This is a genomic window from Peribacillus sp. YIM B13481, from assembly GCF_042787985.1.
In the GTDB taxonomy this organism is placed as follows: domain Bacteria; phylum Bacillota; class Bacilli; order Bacillales; family DSM-1321; genus Peribacillus; species Peribacillus simplex_A.
In genome coordinates this window covers 1-16,949 of record NZ_JBHZPE010000015.1, presented here as the reverse complement: position 1 = coordinate 16,949, position 16,949 = coordinate 1, and the positions used below count along the sequence as shown (strand labels likewise).

Here is a 16,949-nt window from a genome sequence, read left to right as displayed (position 1 = left end):
TTCAGAAAATACTGACTTTTCCGTTTTTTTCATCCCTTTTTTTAAAATTAAAAAGAAGCTGATTTTGGATCAGCTTCTAAAAAAACGACAAGTCTTTTGGAAGGAAAGAAGTCAGACGACTAACCACATAGGGTTTTAAGGTAATATACAAGAAATCATTTAAAGGTCAATAACGATAAATCCTCGTTTCATATGGCCGTAAATCAATAACGGACCCTTCAGGACAATCATCATAATTAGCTAGTAAAAGTTCCATTTTACCCCAATGAGAAAGGTTGATTTGGTGGTGATTCATACTAAAGTTACATACTACCATCACTGAATTTTCATTCATACTTCTTGTATAAATATAAAGCTCAGGGTGATCTTCCCATAATAATTCATATTCCCCATAAACAAGGACCTGATGTTTTTTTCGAAGTTCAATCATCTTTTTATAAAAATGATAAATGGATGATGGGTCATTCTTCTGCTGTTCTACATTAATGGCGCGGTAATTGGAATTAACCCTCATCCAAGGTCTTCCGTGCGTGAACCCACCATTTTCATTTTCATTCCATTGCATCGGGGTTCGTGAATTATCACGGCCGCTATGCCAGATAATGTTCATGATTTCATCATGCGGACGGCCTTTGGAGGTCTCAATCCGGTAAAAGTTTTTCATTCCAACATCATCATAATCATCAATCGAATCAAATTGGACATTCGTCATACCTATTTCCTGACCTTGATAAATAAAAGGTGTCCCTTGCATGAAAAAGTATAGAGCCCCAATCATTTTTGCGCTTTCCAACCAATATTGATGATCATTTCCCCATGTCGATACACTTCTCGGCTGGTCATGGTTTTCAAAAAACAAAGCATTCCAGCCTTTGTTTTTCATCACTTTTTGCCATTTGGTCATTGTGCGTTTTAACCCCTGAACATCAACATCGTGATTCTGTCCCCTATTCCAAAGTCCAAGATGTTCAAATTGAAATATCATATTGAATTTCCCATTCAATTCCCCAACCCAATCTTCAGCCTGCTCAATCCTGACGCCATTGGCCTCACCGACCGTCATGATATCATACTTAGAGAAAGTCTCTTCTTTCAACTCCTGAAGGTAATCCAGAATCCCATCCTGATTGGTATGCATTTCAAACGCAGGTACATACTGATGCCAATAAGGATTGGGCATATCCGGCAAGCCCTCACGCTTATGAATATGAGTGATAGCATCAATCCGGAAGCCATCAATTCCCTTGTCGAGCCACCAATTGACCATTTCATACAATGCATGTCGTACATCAGTATTTTTCCAGTTTAAATCTGGCTGTTTTTCGGCAAATAAATGTAAATAGTATTGATTGGTCCTTTCATCGAACTTCCAGGCACTTCCGGAAAAGATACTTTCCCAATTATTAGGCTCCCTTCCGTCCTGCCCATCCCTCCATATATACCAATCCCGTTTAGGATTATCGCGGGACGAACGTGACTCGACGAACCATGGGTGCTCATCACTTGTATGGTTCAAAACAAGATCGAGTATCACCTTCATCCCACGTGCGTGAACATCTTTCAATAACAGTTCGATATCTTCGATTGAACCGAACTCATCGGATACGGCCTGATAATCACTAATATCATAGCCATTATCAGCATTGGGGGACTTGTAAAATGGACAAATCCAAATAACATCTATCCCTAAATCCTGCAGGTAATCGAGCTTTGAAATCAATCCTTTTATATCTCCGACGCCATCACCATTACTATCCATGAAACTGCGCGGGTAAATTTGATAGCAAACCGCTTCTTTCCACCAGGTCTTATTCATGCTGTACCCTCCCGATCCTGTTTTCCACAAAGCCTTAGGGACAATGTTTGGCAGCTACCGACATCGAGAGGTATATGATTATTTTGGTTGGTTCCGTTTTGAACGCTTAATAACCAAAGCAATGAATATACCAAAAATGAGAAGAACCAATCCTATAACTAACAGGTAAGGAATATTAATAATCGACTTAGGTGAAAGTGTGTAGACTTCCGTCGTCTCCCTGTCGATTACGATAGAGTAGCTGTTGTCCTTACTGCGGACCAGATCCCCATTCAGCATACCTCTCAACTCTTTATTCTTTTCAAGTTCCTTTTCAGTAAGGTTTATCGTTTGAGTTTCAGTCGTATTGTTCATGGCGACGACAATCGTTTCATCACCATACACACGCTTGAAAACCGAAGCTCCACCTTTTTCATATAAAAGCTCCAAATCCCCTTTTATCAATGCTGGGTACATGTCTCTGAGATCGGAAAGCTTTGTTATATATTCGACCAATTCCTGTTCTGTCTTAAAATTCATCAATTTATGATTATCCGGGGCACTATCGCCATTTAAGGCTATTTCCGATCCATAAAATACGATTGGCACTCCTGGCACCGTATAGAGATATGACAGAGCCATTTTCCATCTGGAACCTGGATTTTCGTTATGATCGGCTGCATCCTTGGTAAATCGGGGCATTCCCTGAGTGTCCATGAACAATGCCTGAGGAGCATTTCCCCCAAATTCATCTTCACTTTTCGCAAATGCATTAAAAACAGGTTTAAATTCTTTATCGGGTGCAGCAAATGCTTTCCGCAGCTCGGCATTTTGCGGATAAGCCATAAAAGCATCGATACCCGTCTGCTTGTAGCTTGAAATCAAATCGGTATCACCTTGTACATCTCCTATTGTATAGAAGTTTGATTTTTCAGATTTGACTGCATCCACAAATTCCTTCCAAAAATCTTTTGCTATGTATTGGACTTTATTTAAACGGTATCCATCAATATCGGTTTCCGTAATCCACCATTTGGCCGCATCAAGTAAATATTTCCGCGGTTCATCATTGTCTTGATTCAAATCCGGAAGACCATCAACCCATCCTGTTTCCAAATCATCCTGATTTCCGTCCTTGGAAATCTTTTTTTCTTCATGGAACCAACCTTGTTTTTCAGGGTCTGTCAGCCATGATGATTCAGGACCCACATTATTAGCTTGAAAATCAATGATCACCTTCATATCGCGTTTATGTGCCTCATTCACGAGTTTTTTAAACTCTTTAATTGTCCCATAGTGTTTATCCGTTTTATAAAAATCGGTCACCCAGTCACCATGATAACCATTTTCATCATTAGCGAAAATCGGTGAAAGGATGATAGCGGTAAAACCCATATCTTTTAAATAATTCAGTTTCTTCGTGACACCTTCAAAATCCCCACCATTAAACGCAGAAGGGTCATTGACATTCGCGTCTCCATTATTTTGTATATTACCATCGAAAAATCGGTCGACTAATAATGAATATACGATTTCATCCTTCCAAGTTCGTTGTTCTTTTTCAGCTGCTCCTACTGGAATGGCGTAAAAAAGAAGCAACGGAATTAAAGCGAGTGATAACACTCTTTTTCTCATATCCGCTCTCCTCCTAGCTATCTCTTTACGCCTTTAAGATTAGCCTTTTGGCCCCTTAACGTCAAATCCAAATTATAAAAAACTTTACACTAAAGGGACAATTTGGAGATACTGGTTACGCATAATGAATGGAATAAGCAGAACACGATTTTAACGTTCTTTTTTTATCGTTTTCACAGCTTTATCCAAAGCCCTTTTTGGTTTTGCTTTTTCAGTGGATATATCATCCATGGCAGAATTCATCGGTCCCCATACCTTATTCATTTCCGGAATATTCGGCACAGGTTCAGCGTATTGTATTTGTATGCTTAAGGCTTGTGCCCTTTTATCTTCATTGATTGCTGGGTTTTGTTTGATTGCCTTATTTGGGGGGATTTCCCCTGTTTTTTCATAACGCTGGATTGCATTATCATCGTTTGTCAAATATTCCACTAACTTCGTAGACCAGTAAGGATGTTTAGTGAATGCTGTTACATGCCAGCCTTTGATTTCCATGAACGTTTTCATTGGCTGACCATTTGGCAATTTGGGCAAAGGGGCAATTCCTGTATCCTTTCTCTTGGAAAATGAGTTACCGTCACTCATGAAAGAAGCCAAATTCCCTTGATCAAATAACTTCCCGATCGCTGCCTCGTCGCCTTTTGGAATCAAATCCGCTTTATACCATTTTTGGATGTACCGAGCCCCTTTTATTGCACTCTTATTATTCAAACCAATGTCCGAAGGGTCCAGATTTCCATCCTTATCTCTAAATACATAACCTCCCATTCCAGCCATCACTCCATACGCATCATGGAAATCATTCCATTTGGCATAGTAACCATACACTTTCCCTTTTCTTGATTTCTTCGCCATTTTATATAGGTCATCCATCGTTTCAGGAGCTTTAGCCATCAATTTTTTATTATAAATGAAAACGGAAGTGTTCACGGATTTCGGCAATCCAAATACCTTATCTTGATACATTTCCCCCCTGATTGAAGATTCAATGAAGGCATTTATTACTTCTTCATTCACCTTCACTTCCTGAATTAGGCCTTCCTTCACGATACGCCCGACTTTGTCATGGGAAAAAGTAACAACATCCGGGGCTTTTCCGTTTCCGATTGGCCCATCACGACGAAGCCGGTGATACATCTCGGTAGCTATTTCCAGCTCTTTATGCTCAACTTTGATTCCATATTCTTTTTCAAATGCCTCAATTACTGGCTTTAGGGCCTCGGCTTTACCTTTTTCCTCCCAAATGATCAATTTTTTCGGCTTCGCTTCATTACTGGCTTCTTCGTTTTTCTTATTTTCTTTCACTACTTTATTTTCCAAATCTGAACTGGATCCACAAGCACTTACAATAACGATCAAGAACATGGACATGAAAAAATGAAAAATCAGCTTCTTCATTTTCATTCTCCTTTTTAAAATGTTTATTTTATCATGTCCAAAAGCACCAAATAATACTGTTTTTCAGTTCAGCCAATCAAACAAAGTTCCTAAATGAAAGCGGCACCAAACCTATTGTTATCATTATATGAACAGCTTTGGTTTTTACAACATTTTCCTCGACGTATTTATTTCCTTGTAGTGATGAACACTTTTTGTTATTTTTTAGTTAATAAGTGCTTCTTTCAATTAAACTTGGGTATATGACCATATTGAAAAAAACACTTAAACCCGGCTAATTATAACTACATAGAGCCCTCCCTCATAAACAGCCTGAAGTTCCCTTTTTCAATTCACTTCCTCAAATACTTATAGAATTGGAGTGTTTTCAATGGAATTTTCATCCATACACCATAGACCTAATGACAATTATAGCTATCCCATCAACACGGAAACCCTACATATCCGCCTGCGTACGAAAAAACAAGATATCTCCTCAGCCGGATTGATTTTTGGGGATCCATACATTTCAGATAATGATGGTCAATGGCAGTACGAAGAACTTCCCATGAGTTTATCAGGCAGCGATAACCGTTATGATTATTGGCATATTTATGTGAAGCCCTCCTACAGAAGAATTCGATATGGGTTCAAGGTATCCTCAGAAGATGAAAGTGCCATTTACACGGAAAAGGGTTTCTTTAAAGAACCCCCCAGAGATCCCGGGAGCTATTTCGCGATTCCTTATCTACATCAAAATGAATTATTCGGAGCACCAGAATGGGTCAAAGATACGATTTGGTATCAAATTTTTCCTGAACGATTCGCGAACGGAAACCCAGACAATGATCCGGAAGGTGTGATACCTTGGGGTAGTGAAGAACCGGCCGTGGATAATTTTTTTGGCGGGGACTTCCAAGGAATCATTGAACATTTGGATTACTTAGAGAAGCTCGGCATCAACGGAATTTATTTCACGCCAATCTTCCATGCCTACTCCAATCATAAATACGATACGATTGATTATCGGAGTATCGATCCGCAATTCGGAACGAAGGAAACATTGAAAACACTAATAACCGAATGCCACAAACGGAATATCCGGGTCATGCTGGATGCCGTTTTTAACCATAGCGGCTACTATTTCCCCCCGTTTCAGGATTTACTCGAAAAAGGGGAGAAATCAAAATATAAGGATTGGTTCCACCCACACAGCTTTCCTCTTAAAGGAGGGGAAAGGCCAAATTATGAAACATTCGGTTTTTTTGAATCGATGCCAAAATTGAATACTGCGAATCCTGAGGTGAAAGAATATCTGCTCGAGGTCTCGGCTTATTGGATCAAGGAGTTCGATATAGACGCCTGGAGGCTCGATGTGGCAAATGAAGTCGATCAGCCATTCTGGCGTGAATTTCGAACAACGGTGAAAAATATAAAGCCTGACCTTTATATTCTTGGGGAAATTTGGCATGACTCGATGCCATGGCTTCGCGGCGATCAGTTCGATGCGGTCATGAATTACCCGTTTACCAACCAAGTTTTTCGCTTGGTCGCTTCACAAACCATCAATGCACGCGAGTTCACAGAAGAAATGACAGCCATCTATCACAGTTATCCTACCAATGTTTTTGATGTGACATTCAATCTTCTTGGCAGCCATGATACACCGCGGATTTTCACGGATTGCGGGGAAGATCTAGCTCGAACCAAGCTCATCCACGCAATCCTTTTGACATTCAATGGCAGCCCTTGTATATACTATGGAGATGAAATAGGCTTAACCGGAGGCATGGATCCAGGGTGCCGAAAATGCATGGTCTGGGAAGAAGAAAAACAAAATACCGAGCTTTTCAATGAAATTAAGACATTGATCCTCTTGCGAAAAGAAGAACGATTACTTGCCAATGACGGAAAGTTCAAATTCCTTGATACAGCCGGAAATGAAAATATTGTGGCATACCAAAAGTATAATGGAGAACGTTCTGTCCTGATCCTCATCAATCCGACGGATGTCCAGCAATCCTTTACCCTACCTTTTGATTTGAACGGACGTACACTAACCGATTTAAGAACAAAAGAAACCACACAGGAAGGTAAATTTGAATTGGGCGGTTATCAATATAAAATTCTCGCATTCAATCATTGAGGCAATGAAAACGGGGCAATGAAAATCATCGGCCCCGTTTTTTTCAATCGATTATTTGGATATCATATTCTTTGAACCATACATGGGTTTGTGCCAAGTGAGCGAGCAACTGTGGACCTGACATCAATTGCCCGAACCATGGCACTTTAAAAGCGGCACCTTTGGATTCTACTATATCCGTGAGCTTCTGTTTATCAAAGAACTCATGCAGGACCGAATTTTTATCCTTCAGCAAGTCCTTCAACAATGCCTGCACACGGTCTGTATATATAGGGTTATGGGTTTTTGGGTATGGACTTTTTTTGCGATACAATACCTCATCAGGTAAAAGCCCCTCCAACGCTTTCCTCAGAATACCCTTTTCACGGTTGCCTTCCATTTTCATTTCCCAAGGAATGTTCCATGCATATTCAACAAGGCGATGATCGGCAAATGGGACGCGGACCTCTAGACTTGCCCCCATACTCATCCGGTCCTTCCGGTCAAGAAGAGTCGTCATGAACCATAATAAATTCACATAGAAAAGCTCTCTCCGCTTTGCTGCCACACCATTTTCCCCTTCCAATTTGGGCGTTTCGGCAAGGGTGGTAAAATAGGCTTCCTGCGCATATTCCTCAAGCTTCAATTTCTCGCGCCATCCCGATTTCAATAAAGACACCCGCTCATCGGTCGATCTCATCCATGGAAATCCGGCACGATTCAAATCATCCTCACGATGAAACCAAGGATAACCGCCAAAAATTTCGTCCGCACACTCGCCAGACAGGCCTACGACAAAATCCTGCTTGATTTCCTTACAAAACCAAAGTAAAGAAGAATCGACATCCGCCATGCCTGGAAGGTCCCTTACAAGGACAGCCTCTGTTAAATAATCCGTTAACTGTTCTTGAGTGATGATCGATGAATGGTGAACCGTGTTAAAGGTTTCAGACATCTTATTAATCCAATGCCCATCAGAGTTAGGCTGAAAATCATTTGCCTTAAAATAGCGTTCATTATCTTCATAATCAATGGAATACGTATGAAGCTGGCCTTTCCCTTCTTTTTGATAGACGTTTGCTGCAATGGCTGTTATGGCGCTTGAGTCAAGCCCTCCTGACAAGAAAGTACAAAGTGGAACATCAGATACCAGTTGCCGCGTCACTGCGTCCTCGACAAGGAAGCGGACCTTCTCGGCCGTTTCATCAAGGGTATCTCGATGTTCTTCGCTTTTCACATTCCAATATCTCCAAATCCGGAGACCTTTCCTTGATAAGGTAAGCGCATGGGCAGGCCTTAACTCCTGGATATTATGAAATACGCCTGAACCTGGCTTTCTGGATGGACCAACACCAAAAACTTCAGATAGTCCACTGCGGTCGATCTCCGTTTTAACATCGGGATGGGCTAGAATCGCCTTCAATTCCGATCCAAAAATGAACCCGCCGTCCCTTTCCGTGTAAAAGAATGGCTTTACCCCCATCCGATCTCTTCCAACGAATAATTTCTGTTCCTTTTCATCCCAAATCCCAAACGCAAAAATCCCATTGAACAAGTCAATGCATTTTTCTTTCCATTCTATATAAGAAGTTAGTAAAACTTCTGTATCAGAATGACCGTTAAAGGAATATCCTTTTAATAATAGCTGTTTACGAATATCCTCGGTGTTATATAGCTCTCCGTTATAACAAAGCGTATACCTGCCGTTTTCGTGATATTTCGTCATCGGCTGTTTTCCGCCTTCCGCATCGACAACCGTTAACCGTTTATGACCAAAGGCAACATGGGCTTCGCACCAAACATTTTCCTCGTCTGGCCCCCGCTTTGCCAACGTTTTTGTCATGTTTTCCAGTGTTTTCGTTTTTGTCCGTAAATCTTTTTGAAAATGCACCCAGCCTGTTATCCCACACATTTTAAAATTCATCCTTTCTATCCGGACTATCAAAAAAATATTGGCTCCCTGTCTTAAAAAGATTTACAGTTCCATATTTGTAAATTCGAAGACCATTGCAAAGAAGATTTAAGTATCAATCAGCATCATTCCGTAAGACCCCCTGCCACAACGCCCGACGTTGTTAATGAATTGTTGAGCAAAGTATCCCGTGTTTAAACATAGCCTATGCAAAGACGGAAAGATGGTTATTTGTCCATAATATTTTAAAATATACAGTTATATTTTCATTGGATTTTGACTAAAAAGTAGGTGAGGATTCCACTATTGGAGGTATATGTATGAGTCAGCAACAACGAATCAAGTTAATGAACAGGCAAACAAGAGGCTTTACCGAAGGAACAGTGGAAAATATCAATCAACAATGGATTTTTTTCGATGATGAAACTGATGAGGCGTGCTCCATTGAAGACCACGTTGATAGCATCATTGAAGTGTACAGGGGTGGGCGCTGGCGGCAAGGAGTTATTGAAGAAGAGGGGAAAATCCTGCTTCACCGGGAAATCACCTTCTTAAGGGAAAATGAGCCCATTCGGATTCGCAAAAAACTGCTCTACTCTTTTGAACGTTTATTGGAAGAATTGAACGACGATTCCTTTTTCCAATTTGTAACGACCTTGAATTCACTTGATTTTTCTATTTATGATTGTATATATAGCTATAATCAGCTCACTTTTTTAAGGGCAGTCCCTAACCAGTCCGGCGTGAATTTCTTCACCTTTGATAACGAGAGCCAAATATGTCTCGTTCAGCACCATTTTTCTTATGGTAAAAAGGATCACGATCGTTTTGAATTCACACTTAACACTGGAAAAAGGATCGTCATTGAGAAAGTGAATTCACAATAACTTGTAAAAAAACGGGTAAATGAGATTTCCTCATTTACCCGTTTCCATTCTGTATTAAAAAAAGTCCATTCCCTGTGGCAGGGAAAGCCCTAAATAAAGGACGAATACAAACGCAACGATGAACAATATCCACATGGCACCTGTGCTTTTCCCTTTTTTCGTACGGACCAACACCATTTCCATCGCCGCAATCACGATGATTCCGACAATCATTTTCACTGCGTAAACACTAAAATTCGTGATCAGCATTCCGCCTGTAAGGAAAATCAATAGATAGAATAAACGTGTTATCATATGTAACATTTTTGCTTTCGGATTTCCGCTTTTAAGCATCGAATATGTGACAAAGAAAAGAATGATTCCGATAACCCAAGCTGTAATATGAATATGTGTAGTCATTTTTTTGCCCCCTCGTTCAGTTTCCATTTCATCATATCATAGGCTTTTACAAAAAAACAAAACTAAGATTCAGCTGAATAGGTAAAATCAACAATTTAATGAACATCATTTACATTTCTTCTCATCTAGTCATCATCGACGCATAACCGGTTTTTTACCATATGTAACAATACGCCATAAATATTCAACCGGTCCGTATTTATACAGACTCATCCACAATAAGGAAAGCAGCATTTGCAGGCAAAACAGGGCTAAAAGGAAAACAAATCCAGTCGTATATGAGACTGATCCATATAAACCAAGGCCATATGAATAAAAAATGGCCGTACATACGATCGATTGGAATAAGTAATTACTCATCGACATCCTTCCGATATACGAAAGGGGCCGGAACAGTCGGGAATCTCCTGCCTGTTCCGCCAAAAGCGCGATTGCCGTGATATAAAAAATCGTAAGTAGCGGTCCGCCAAAATAATCCTGAACGAATATCGTACCAAAATGGTATACCGTCACATATGGCAGGATCTTAATCGACAAACCAAGCAGCAAGCTTACGATCAATATCGCTTTCAACTGTCGTTTATATTGATTAATATTTTGGAGAAAGCCTTGCTTTGCAACGCCTGCTCCAATTAAAAAAAACGGAAAAATCGATAAGAAAAGGATAATGGCATTAAAAGGGTTGTTCACCATATACCAATCTAGTGCCCTTTGAGTCATTATTTCCGTAAATGTACCAGATTGATAAACTTCCAAAGACTGTTTCATCATCGCTGAATCAGTCGTCATTTCCATTCCTTCCCTATCAAATATGCCCATTATAAGAAATAGTGAACCCAATATAGCAAAAGGAAGAACATAACAAACCGAGCCTAACAGAATTAAAGTCCTGCCCTTCATCTTATAAAAAAACAAAAATGCAAACCCAAATACAGCATAATTAATAAGGATGTCCCCATGCCAGATGAAGAAGGCATGAATGCACCCAAGTACCAGCAGGAAACCTAGCCTTTTCGTAAATAGTATAGGAAATGAAATGCCCTTTTCTTCACTCCTAATAGCCAGTATGACGGCCCCGAAACCGAACAGAAACGCAAATAAAGGATAAAAGCTGGCTTGTGCGGCTACATCACTGAATCTGTACAAAATCCCGTCCCATCCTTCGGACCATCGTTCAGCACCATCTATGTATAAGAGCGGGGAGTGGAAAGAAGGCATATTCACTAAAAAAATACCTAAAATGGCTAACCCACGTAAAATATCGATGCTTACGATCCGTTTACTTTCCTGTATAGGTACAAACGTGCCCTTCATAGATTCACCTCTCTCATCCATAACAGATTTAACACCACTTCTATAACCTCATTGTTTCATCTTTAACCACTGTTGCCGATTTTTGCTTTTTTATTAGTATGACAAACAAGCTACCCAATAAGCAAAAGATTCCTGCAAGGAAGAATGCCCATGTATAAGAGTTGAATATTTTGAAGAGAAGCCCCCCGCCATATGCCGCCACTGCTGCACCCGCCTGATGCGCCGCGAATATCCAACCGTATACAATCCCGCTTTTCTCCAATCCAAAGACTTGCCTTGAAATGCTTATGGTCGGAGGCACTGTAGCTATCCAATCCAAGCCGTAAAAAACGGAGAAGGTGATCAATAGCGCGATTGAGCCTTCTTTTAGCGCAAAAGGAAGCAAAACGAGGGAAGCACCTCTTAGACCGTAATACCAAAACAACAACCAACGGTTATCAAAACGATCTGATAACCACCCCGATACAGTCGTACCAACCAAATCAAAGATCCCCATGAAAGATAACAGTGACGCTGCCATAACGACCGGTAATCCAAAACTAATGCAGTAAGAAATGAAATGTGTGCCGATCAGCCCGCTCGTTGAAAGTCCACATATAAAAAAACTTCCTGCCAATAACCAGAATTCCTTTACTCTCACTGCTTCAATTAACGACTGAAAAGCCATACCGATGGGGTTCTTCTTTTGGACTGGAACAGCCTCTTGGATTTCCTCCACTAATCCATATGGAAGAATCCCAGCTTCCTTCGGATCGTTTTTCATGAATAAAAGGATGATTGCCAGCATGATTAAGCTAAGGACCAAAATTAAACCAATCGCCCATCTAAAAGAGTAATTCTCAATGATGATTGCTAAAACCGGAAGTAAAATGAGCTGACCTGTTGCCGTACTTGCCGTTAGTATCCCGACTGCCAGCCCCCGCCTCCTCTCGAACCAACGATTTGCCACATATGGGCTCAATACCGTTAAAAACACTCCAGACCCCAAGCCAATGATAATCCCCCAAATTAGAATGAGCTGCCACTCATGCTCCATGAAAAAAGTGAGGAAAATCCCTGCCAATAAAGTTGACATGGCCAACACCATCATTTTCTTTAAACCAAGCACTTCAATTAGAGCAGCCATGAACGGACCCGATAAACCATAAAGAAAGAGACTTATAGCGAAGGCTAAAGAAATGACGGACCGGTCCCACCCGAACTCATTTTCAAATGGTACGATGAATACTCCTGATGATGATCTAACGATTCCGGCTACAATAATCGAGAAAAATGTAATGATTAGAATCACCCAGCTATAATGAATACGTTTCAATGTTCTCCCCCACAATCCAGAAGTAAACATGATGAAAAAAGAAAAATCATAATAATTTGAAATATTTTATAATAGTAACACTTTATCGTTAAACAAGAAGCTTTTTTATAGAAACAAATTCCAGTCATCATCTTAAGAAGTCAAAATGAATGATTTGATTATGATGGCCTTTATCAAACAATGGCATGAGTTCCTGTGGCTGTGATTACGAAAGTGGGCATTCATCATGGTCAAAGGGAGCCCCCCACCTTCATTTCCCGTCAGGATCCATATCACACCAGATCAAATGGACAAAAACGCTGATCATTTCTGATCAGCGTTAGCGAGCTCAATTGACGAATCTGCCTGTTTTCCCCTTAGATTCCCAGTAATCGTTACGAAGATGGATTTTTTGGATTTTTCCCGATGCCGTTTTTGGAAGCTCATCGACGAACGACACACTGGTGACTGATTTAAAATGGGCCATTTTTTCTCGTGTGAAGGTCTTTATATCATCCTCAGTTAATTCCACACCCCTTTTTAGCACAATGAAGGCATGCGGCGTCTCTCCCCACTTTTCATGCGGAACGGCAATGACTGCCGCTTCAAGAATGTCCGGATGTTCATAGAGTATTCCTTCCACTTCTATGGAAGAGATATTTTCTCCGCCACTTATGATTATATCCTTTTTGCGGTCAACGATATCAACATTTCCATTTTCATCGATTGTTGCCATATCGCCAGTATGCAGCCATCCATTTCTCAGTGTCTGGTTGGTCGCTTCTTCATTTTTCCAATAACCTAACATCACACCATGACTGCGGACGATGAGCTCCCCGATATCCACGCCATCATGGCCTACTTCCTCACCATTTTCATGTACAACCCTTACCTCACTGCCTATGATGGGATATCCGGCTTTCGCCTTCATTCTATATTTTTCCTTTTCCGAAAGATCATCGAATTCAGAACGAATCAGCGATATCAAAGCTACCGGTGTTGATTCAGTCATTCCATAAATTTGAATGAATTCCCAGCCTAACTCTTTTTCTACCCTTGTAACGAATGCAGGGGGCGGAGCGGAACCCGCAACAACGATTCGGATATCTTGCTCAATCACCGGAACATTCCGTTCATAATATTGAAACAAAGAATTAAGAACCGTTGGTGCCATATGCATAATGGAAACCTTATGCTTTTCAAGTGCATCAAATATTGTTTCGGGTGTGGTTTTCCTCAAACAAATTTGAGTGGCACCATTTGCCGTATAATAAAATGGGGCACCCCAACCATTTACGTGGAACATCGGCAGTACATGCAAATATGTATCGCGGTCATTGACTCTGAAGTGATGCATCGCACCTAGGGCATGCAAGTAATTGTTGCGGTGAGTCAGCATCACCCCTTTGGGATTTCCTGTGGTCCCGCTTGTATAAAGAAGGCTCGAAACATCATTTTCATACACTGACTCCCGATTAAAACTCCTGTTATCATAACTTTCCAGCCAATAGTTGTAATCGATTTCATTTATCTCTTCACCTTTATAATGTACAATTATGTGTTCCACCGATTCAAGTTCATCCTTGACAGGATAAATTAGTTGATACAATTCCTGATCTACGAAAAGAACCTTGGACTCACTATGGTTCAAAATGAATAAATAATCGGCAGGCTTCAAGCGGATATTCAATGGAACGATTACGGCCCCAAGTTGAAATACTCCATAAAAGCCTTCAAGCATTTCAATTGAGTTAGGTGCCAAGTATGCCACCCTATCACCCTTTTTGACTCCAATATCCCTCAAACCATTTGAAAGCTGGTTTACACGGCCGTTCAACTCTAAGTAGGATAAAACCTTGTCATCTCCAATGATGGCTTTCTTATCGCCATATAGTAAGGCTGCTCGATCTAAGAAATGCGATAATACTAATGGTACGTTCATTTCCTCACCCCTTATTTTATTTAAAAATTCTGAATTAGTAAACATTTTACCATAACTGTTTCCATTCATCCAATGACATCCTTTCCTGTTATACAACAATAAATTGATAGGCAGATGAATCACATCAATCTTGAGTTGACATACAATACATTGATACTCCCTTCAGTGTAGGCTCATCGCCTTGATTTAAGGGTAAAACCAGAATAAAAAAGGGTGATTTTTCTTGCCGGCCATCGTAGGAATCGTTCAAGTCATCAATGTCAGTAACAGTGGAGTTGTCCATGTTGGTGACGTCTTTAAAATTGGTCCATATTCCACTGCGAAAACTTTTTCGGGTGCTGGCTCGTTCAATACAGGTGAATCCATATCACTATATAATGCCTATAGCACCACAAATACAAATGATACAGATGGTATTGATCAGCCACTGGTCTTAAATCTCTAATGTTTTTAAGAAAGGAGTCAGCATGATCTTCAATATTCAACAGACAATACAAATCAATATGATAAAAATTCAAAGCATCGCCAATTCATCCGTTTTTCAAATAGGAAGTGCCGGGGTGATTAAACCATATTCCACATTAGCCAATACCGGTGGATTCACTGAGCCTGCTCCCGGAATTGAAGCTGATGTAACCCCATTAACCAGTTTCGTCCCATTTAATCGTCCTAATTCATAGGCATTCACCCATTTCCATATTTTTCATATACTGTCATAAATGAATTTATCATATTGTGAAGGTGAGGTGTTGAATCGTGAATCAGGATCTATATTCGTACTCCATCCAAATGCAGTGTTATCTTGAAGCCCAGGATAAACGGATCATGAAACTTGAACGCGAACTCAAACGCCTGACAGATGAACTTGCCCAACTGAAAAGCAAACCGCCAATCCATGTAGATAAAATTGAATATAAATTCGATCAATTAAAAGTCGAATCTTTAGATGGAACGTTGAATATCGGCTTAAACCCTAATGATCTAAACAACATTGATGAATTTGCCGTCAACAACCAACCCGTTCCACCTGCACCGAACCTATTTCCAGGCAGAGAAATCGTTGTCCAGGAAATTTTCAACGATATACTTTCAGACTTGGAAAATATGATCCACGATGCGGAAACCCAGTTAAAAGTATCATTGGAACCCTCTTATCATGACTTCATTAAGCAGGACGTCGAACGCCAGCTTCATCAACGAATCAATATGTATTTCGATAATCTTAATTATGCGGAACGTGCACCAGAGCAACTGGATAATATCAAGGAAAAAGTCAGGGAAAAGGTGAAATCCGATATTCAAGCTGCATTATTTCAATTCATTACCCATTCACAAACCGAGACAGGAGGAAATCCAAATGGAGTTTAATGTAATCAATCACCAGCTTTGCGTAGGTGATATCAAAATTATCGGTGTATCAAGCTCTGCTTTATTTCTAATAGGGGATGTGCAAACGGTCCAACTATCTTCCGCATTCGATACACCTCCGGAATCCCTTATCATCGGACCAACCGTCCCATTTGCTCCAAAAGGATAAAAGAGATGTTTTCAAGAACATCAAAAGTAAAGTCTTTATCTGCCAAGACAATCCTTTTTAGCTCCACCATGCAGATTGGAGACTGTTCTTATATTGACGGAAACTCATTTGCCTTGGCACTCCAGAAGAAAAGCGACACTTTCGATTCAGTGGATGTTCATTTCGAAGACTATGACATTTTTAAGAAACCATTTTATATCCCTAGATTGAATGAACCCGTCATATCAAGATTTTCAAATCCGAATCCTTTTATTCATGTTGGCAACATCGACGTAATCGGGGTATCATCTTCAGCTGTTGTCGGTGTGGGGAATGTCGGTCATATACGTATGGAATCCAGAGTGAAACACATTCGGGAGATTCCTAAAAAAACCGAAAAGACACCAATTGAGGATTCAACCCACACCCCTTAAATGTTAAAAGGAGGAATTTATATGCCAGCTATTGTCGGTCCAGTCCAAATATTCAATGTCGCGGATGGAAACCTGTTATTCGGGGATGCAGCCGTCATTTCGCCGAAGTCTTCCAACAAAACTGTCACCGGATCCGGTTCATCTAACACTGGTGCGATCGTCTTTACGGCCAATGGGCTGAATGGAAGCAATGTCCTTGATGTCAATGGGGTCGACCAACCCATTGCAGGGAATAATTAGTCAATCGAGTAGGGGGAAAATAAGTTTATTTTCGCCCCTCTCACAACACCGTACGTACGGTTCGCGTATACGGCGTTTC

General features: G+C 40.5%; 16 protein-coding genes. 8 read left to right on the top strand and 8 right to left on the bottom strand.

Going from position 1 to position 16,949, the window contains the following annotated elements; translation table 11 throughout:
• Window positions 1-166 precede the first annotated feature (166 nt).
• The 3 genes from ACFX4X_RS11150 to ACFX4X_RS11140 all read right to left on the bottom strand — a co-directional run bounded on the left by ACFX4X_RS11150 (window position 167) and on the right by ACFX4X_RS11140 (window position 4,828).
• On the bottom strand, window positions 167-1,816 hold the full coding sequence (locus tag ACFX4X_RS11150; RefSeq protein ID WP_284471475.1) for a glycoside hydrolase family 13 protein: 1,650 nt from the start codon (window positions 1,814-1,816) through the stop codon (window positions 167-169).
• Between the two features lie 78 nt (window positions 1,817-1,894).
• Window positions 1,895-3,430, bottom strand: coding sequence for an alpha-amylase family glycosyl hydrolase (locus ACFX4X_RS11145; RefSeq protein WP_377383447.1), 1,536 nt, complete (start codon window positions 3,428-3,430; stop codon window positions 1,895-1,897).
• A gap of 150 nt (window positions 3,431-3,580) precedes the next feature.
• Entirely contained in the window at window positions 3,581-4,828 is a 1,248-nt protein-coding gene (locus tag ACFX4X_RS11140) for an extracellular solute-binding protein (protein ID WP_089363651.1), read from the bottom strand.
• A gap of 370 nt (window positions 4,829-5,198) precedes the next feature.
• On the opposite strand from ACFX4X_RS11140, the gene ACFX4X_RS11135 reads away from it, so the two are divergent.
• Window positions 5,199-6,953, top strand: a complete 1,755-nt coding sequence (locus tag ACFX4X_RS11135) for an alpha-glycosidase (RefSeq protein ID WP_377383445.1) — start codon at window positions 5,199-5,201, stop codon at window positions 6,951-6,953.
• A 43-nt stretch (window positions 6,954-6,996) separates the two neighbouring features.
• Here ACFX4X_RS11135 and asnB read toward each other — a convergent pair whose 3' ends face one another.
• Entirely contained in the window at window positions 6,997-8,844 is a 1,848-nt protein-coding gene (asnB, locus tag ACFX4X_RS11130; RefSeq protein ID WP_377383443.1) for an asparagine synthase (glutamine-hydrolyzing), read from the bottom strand.
• 320 nt (window positions 8,845-9,164) lie between these two features.
• On the opposite strand from asnB, the gene ACFX4X_RS11125 reads away from it, so the two are divergent.
• Entirely contained in the window at window positions 9,165-9,731 is a 567-nt protein-coding gene (locus ACFX4X_RS11125) for a DUF2777 domain-containing protein (RefSeq protein WP_089363648.1), read from the top strand.
• A gap of 54 nt (window positions 9,732-9,785) precedes the next feature.
• Here the strand turns inward: ACFX4X_RS11125 and ACFX4X_RS11120 are convergent, their stop codons facing one another.
• From ACFX4X_RS11120 to ACFX4X_RS11105, 4 genes are all read right to left on the bottom strand, one after another.
• Complete coding sequence (locus ACFX4X_RS11120; protein ID WP_377383442.1) at window positions 9,786-10,130, bottom strand: YisL family protein; 345 nt, start codon at window positions 10,128-10,130, stop codon at window positions 9,786-9,788.
• 132 nt (window positions 10,131-10,262) lie between these two features.
• On the bottom strand, window positions 10,263-11,444 hold the full coding sequence (locus ACFX4X_RS11115) for a DUF418 domain-containing protein (protein WP_377383440.1): 1,182 nt from the start codon (window positions 11,442-11,444) through the stop codon (window positions 10,263-10,265).
• 40 nt (window positions 11,445-11,484) lie between these two features.
• Window positions 11,485-12,759, bottom strand: a complete 1,275-nt coding sequence (locus ACFX4X_RS11110; protein ID WP_377383438.1) for an MFS transporter — start codon at window positions 12,757-12,759, stop codon at window positions 11,485-11,487.
• 328 nt (window positions 12,760-13,087) lie between these two features.
• Window positions 13,088-14,680, bottom strand: a complete 1,593-nt coding sequence (locus ACFX4X_RS11105; protein ID WP_377383437.1) for a long-chain-fatty-acid--CoA ligase — start codon at window positions 14,678-14,680, stop codon at window positions 13,088-13,090.
• 223 nt (window positions 14,681-14,903) lie between these two features.
• Between ACFX4X_RS11105 and ACFX4X_RS11100 the strand changes: the two genes are divergently transcribed.
• The 6 genes from ACFX4X_RS11100 to ACFX4X_RS11075 all read left to right on the top strand — a co-directional run bounded on the left by ACFX4X_RS11100 (window position 14,904) and on the right by ACFX4X_RS11075 (window position 16,870).
• A complete protein-coding gene (locus tag ACFX4X_RS11100) occupies window positions 14,904-15,125 on the top strand; it encodes a spore germination protein (RefSeq protein WP_377383435.1) in 222 nt (73 codons plus the stop codon).
• Between the two features lie 22 nt (window positions 15,126-15,147).
• Window positions 15,148-15,360, top strand: a complete 213-nt coding sequence (locus ACFX4X_RS11095) for a spore germination protein GerPB (protein ID WP_377383433.1) — start codon at window positions 15,148-15,150, stop codon at window positions 15,358-15,360.
• Between the two features lie 76 nt (window positions 15,361-15,436).
• Window positions 15,437-16,048, top strand: coding sequence for a spore germination protein GerPC (gene gerPC, locus ACFX4X_RS11090; RefSeq protein ID WP_377383431.1), 612 nt, complete (start codon window positions 15,437-15,439; stop codon window positions 16,046-16,048).
• The gene (locus ACFX4X_RS11085; RefSeq protein ID WP_061462052.1) at window positions 16,038-16,217 is read left to right on the top strand and encodes a hypothetical protein; all 180 of its coding nucleotides are present in this window, start codon (window positions 16,038-16,040) and stop codon (window positions 16,215-16,217) included. The genes gerPC and ACFX4X_RS11085 overlap by 11 nt, the downstream gene beginning before the upstream one ends.
• Before the next feature lie 5 nt (window positions 16,218-16,222).
• Window positions 16,223-16,630: a spore germination protein GerPE gene (locus tag ACFX4X_RS11080; protein ID WP_377383429.1), complete on the top strand. Its 408-nt coding sequence runs from the start codon at window positions 16,223-16,225 to the stop codon at window positions 16,628-16,630.
• Window positions 16,631-16,651: 21 nt separating this feature from the next.
• The gene (locus ACFX4X_RS11075) at window positions 16,652-16,870 is read left to right on the top strand and encodes a spore germination protein (RefSeq protein ID WP_061462050.1); all 219 of its coding nucleotides are present in this window, start codon (window positions 16,652-16,654) and stop codon (window positions 16,868-16,870) included.
• Window positions 16,871-16,949: the final 79 nt, after the last annotated feature.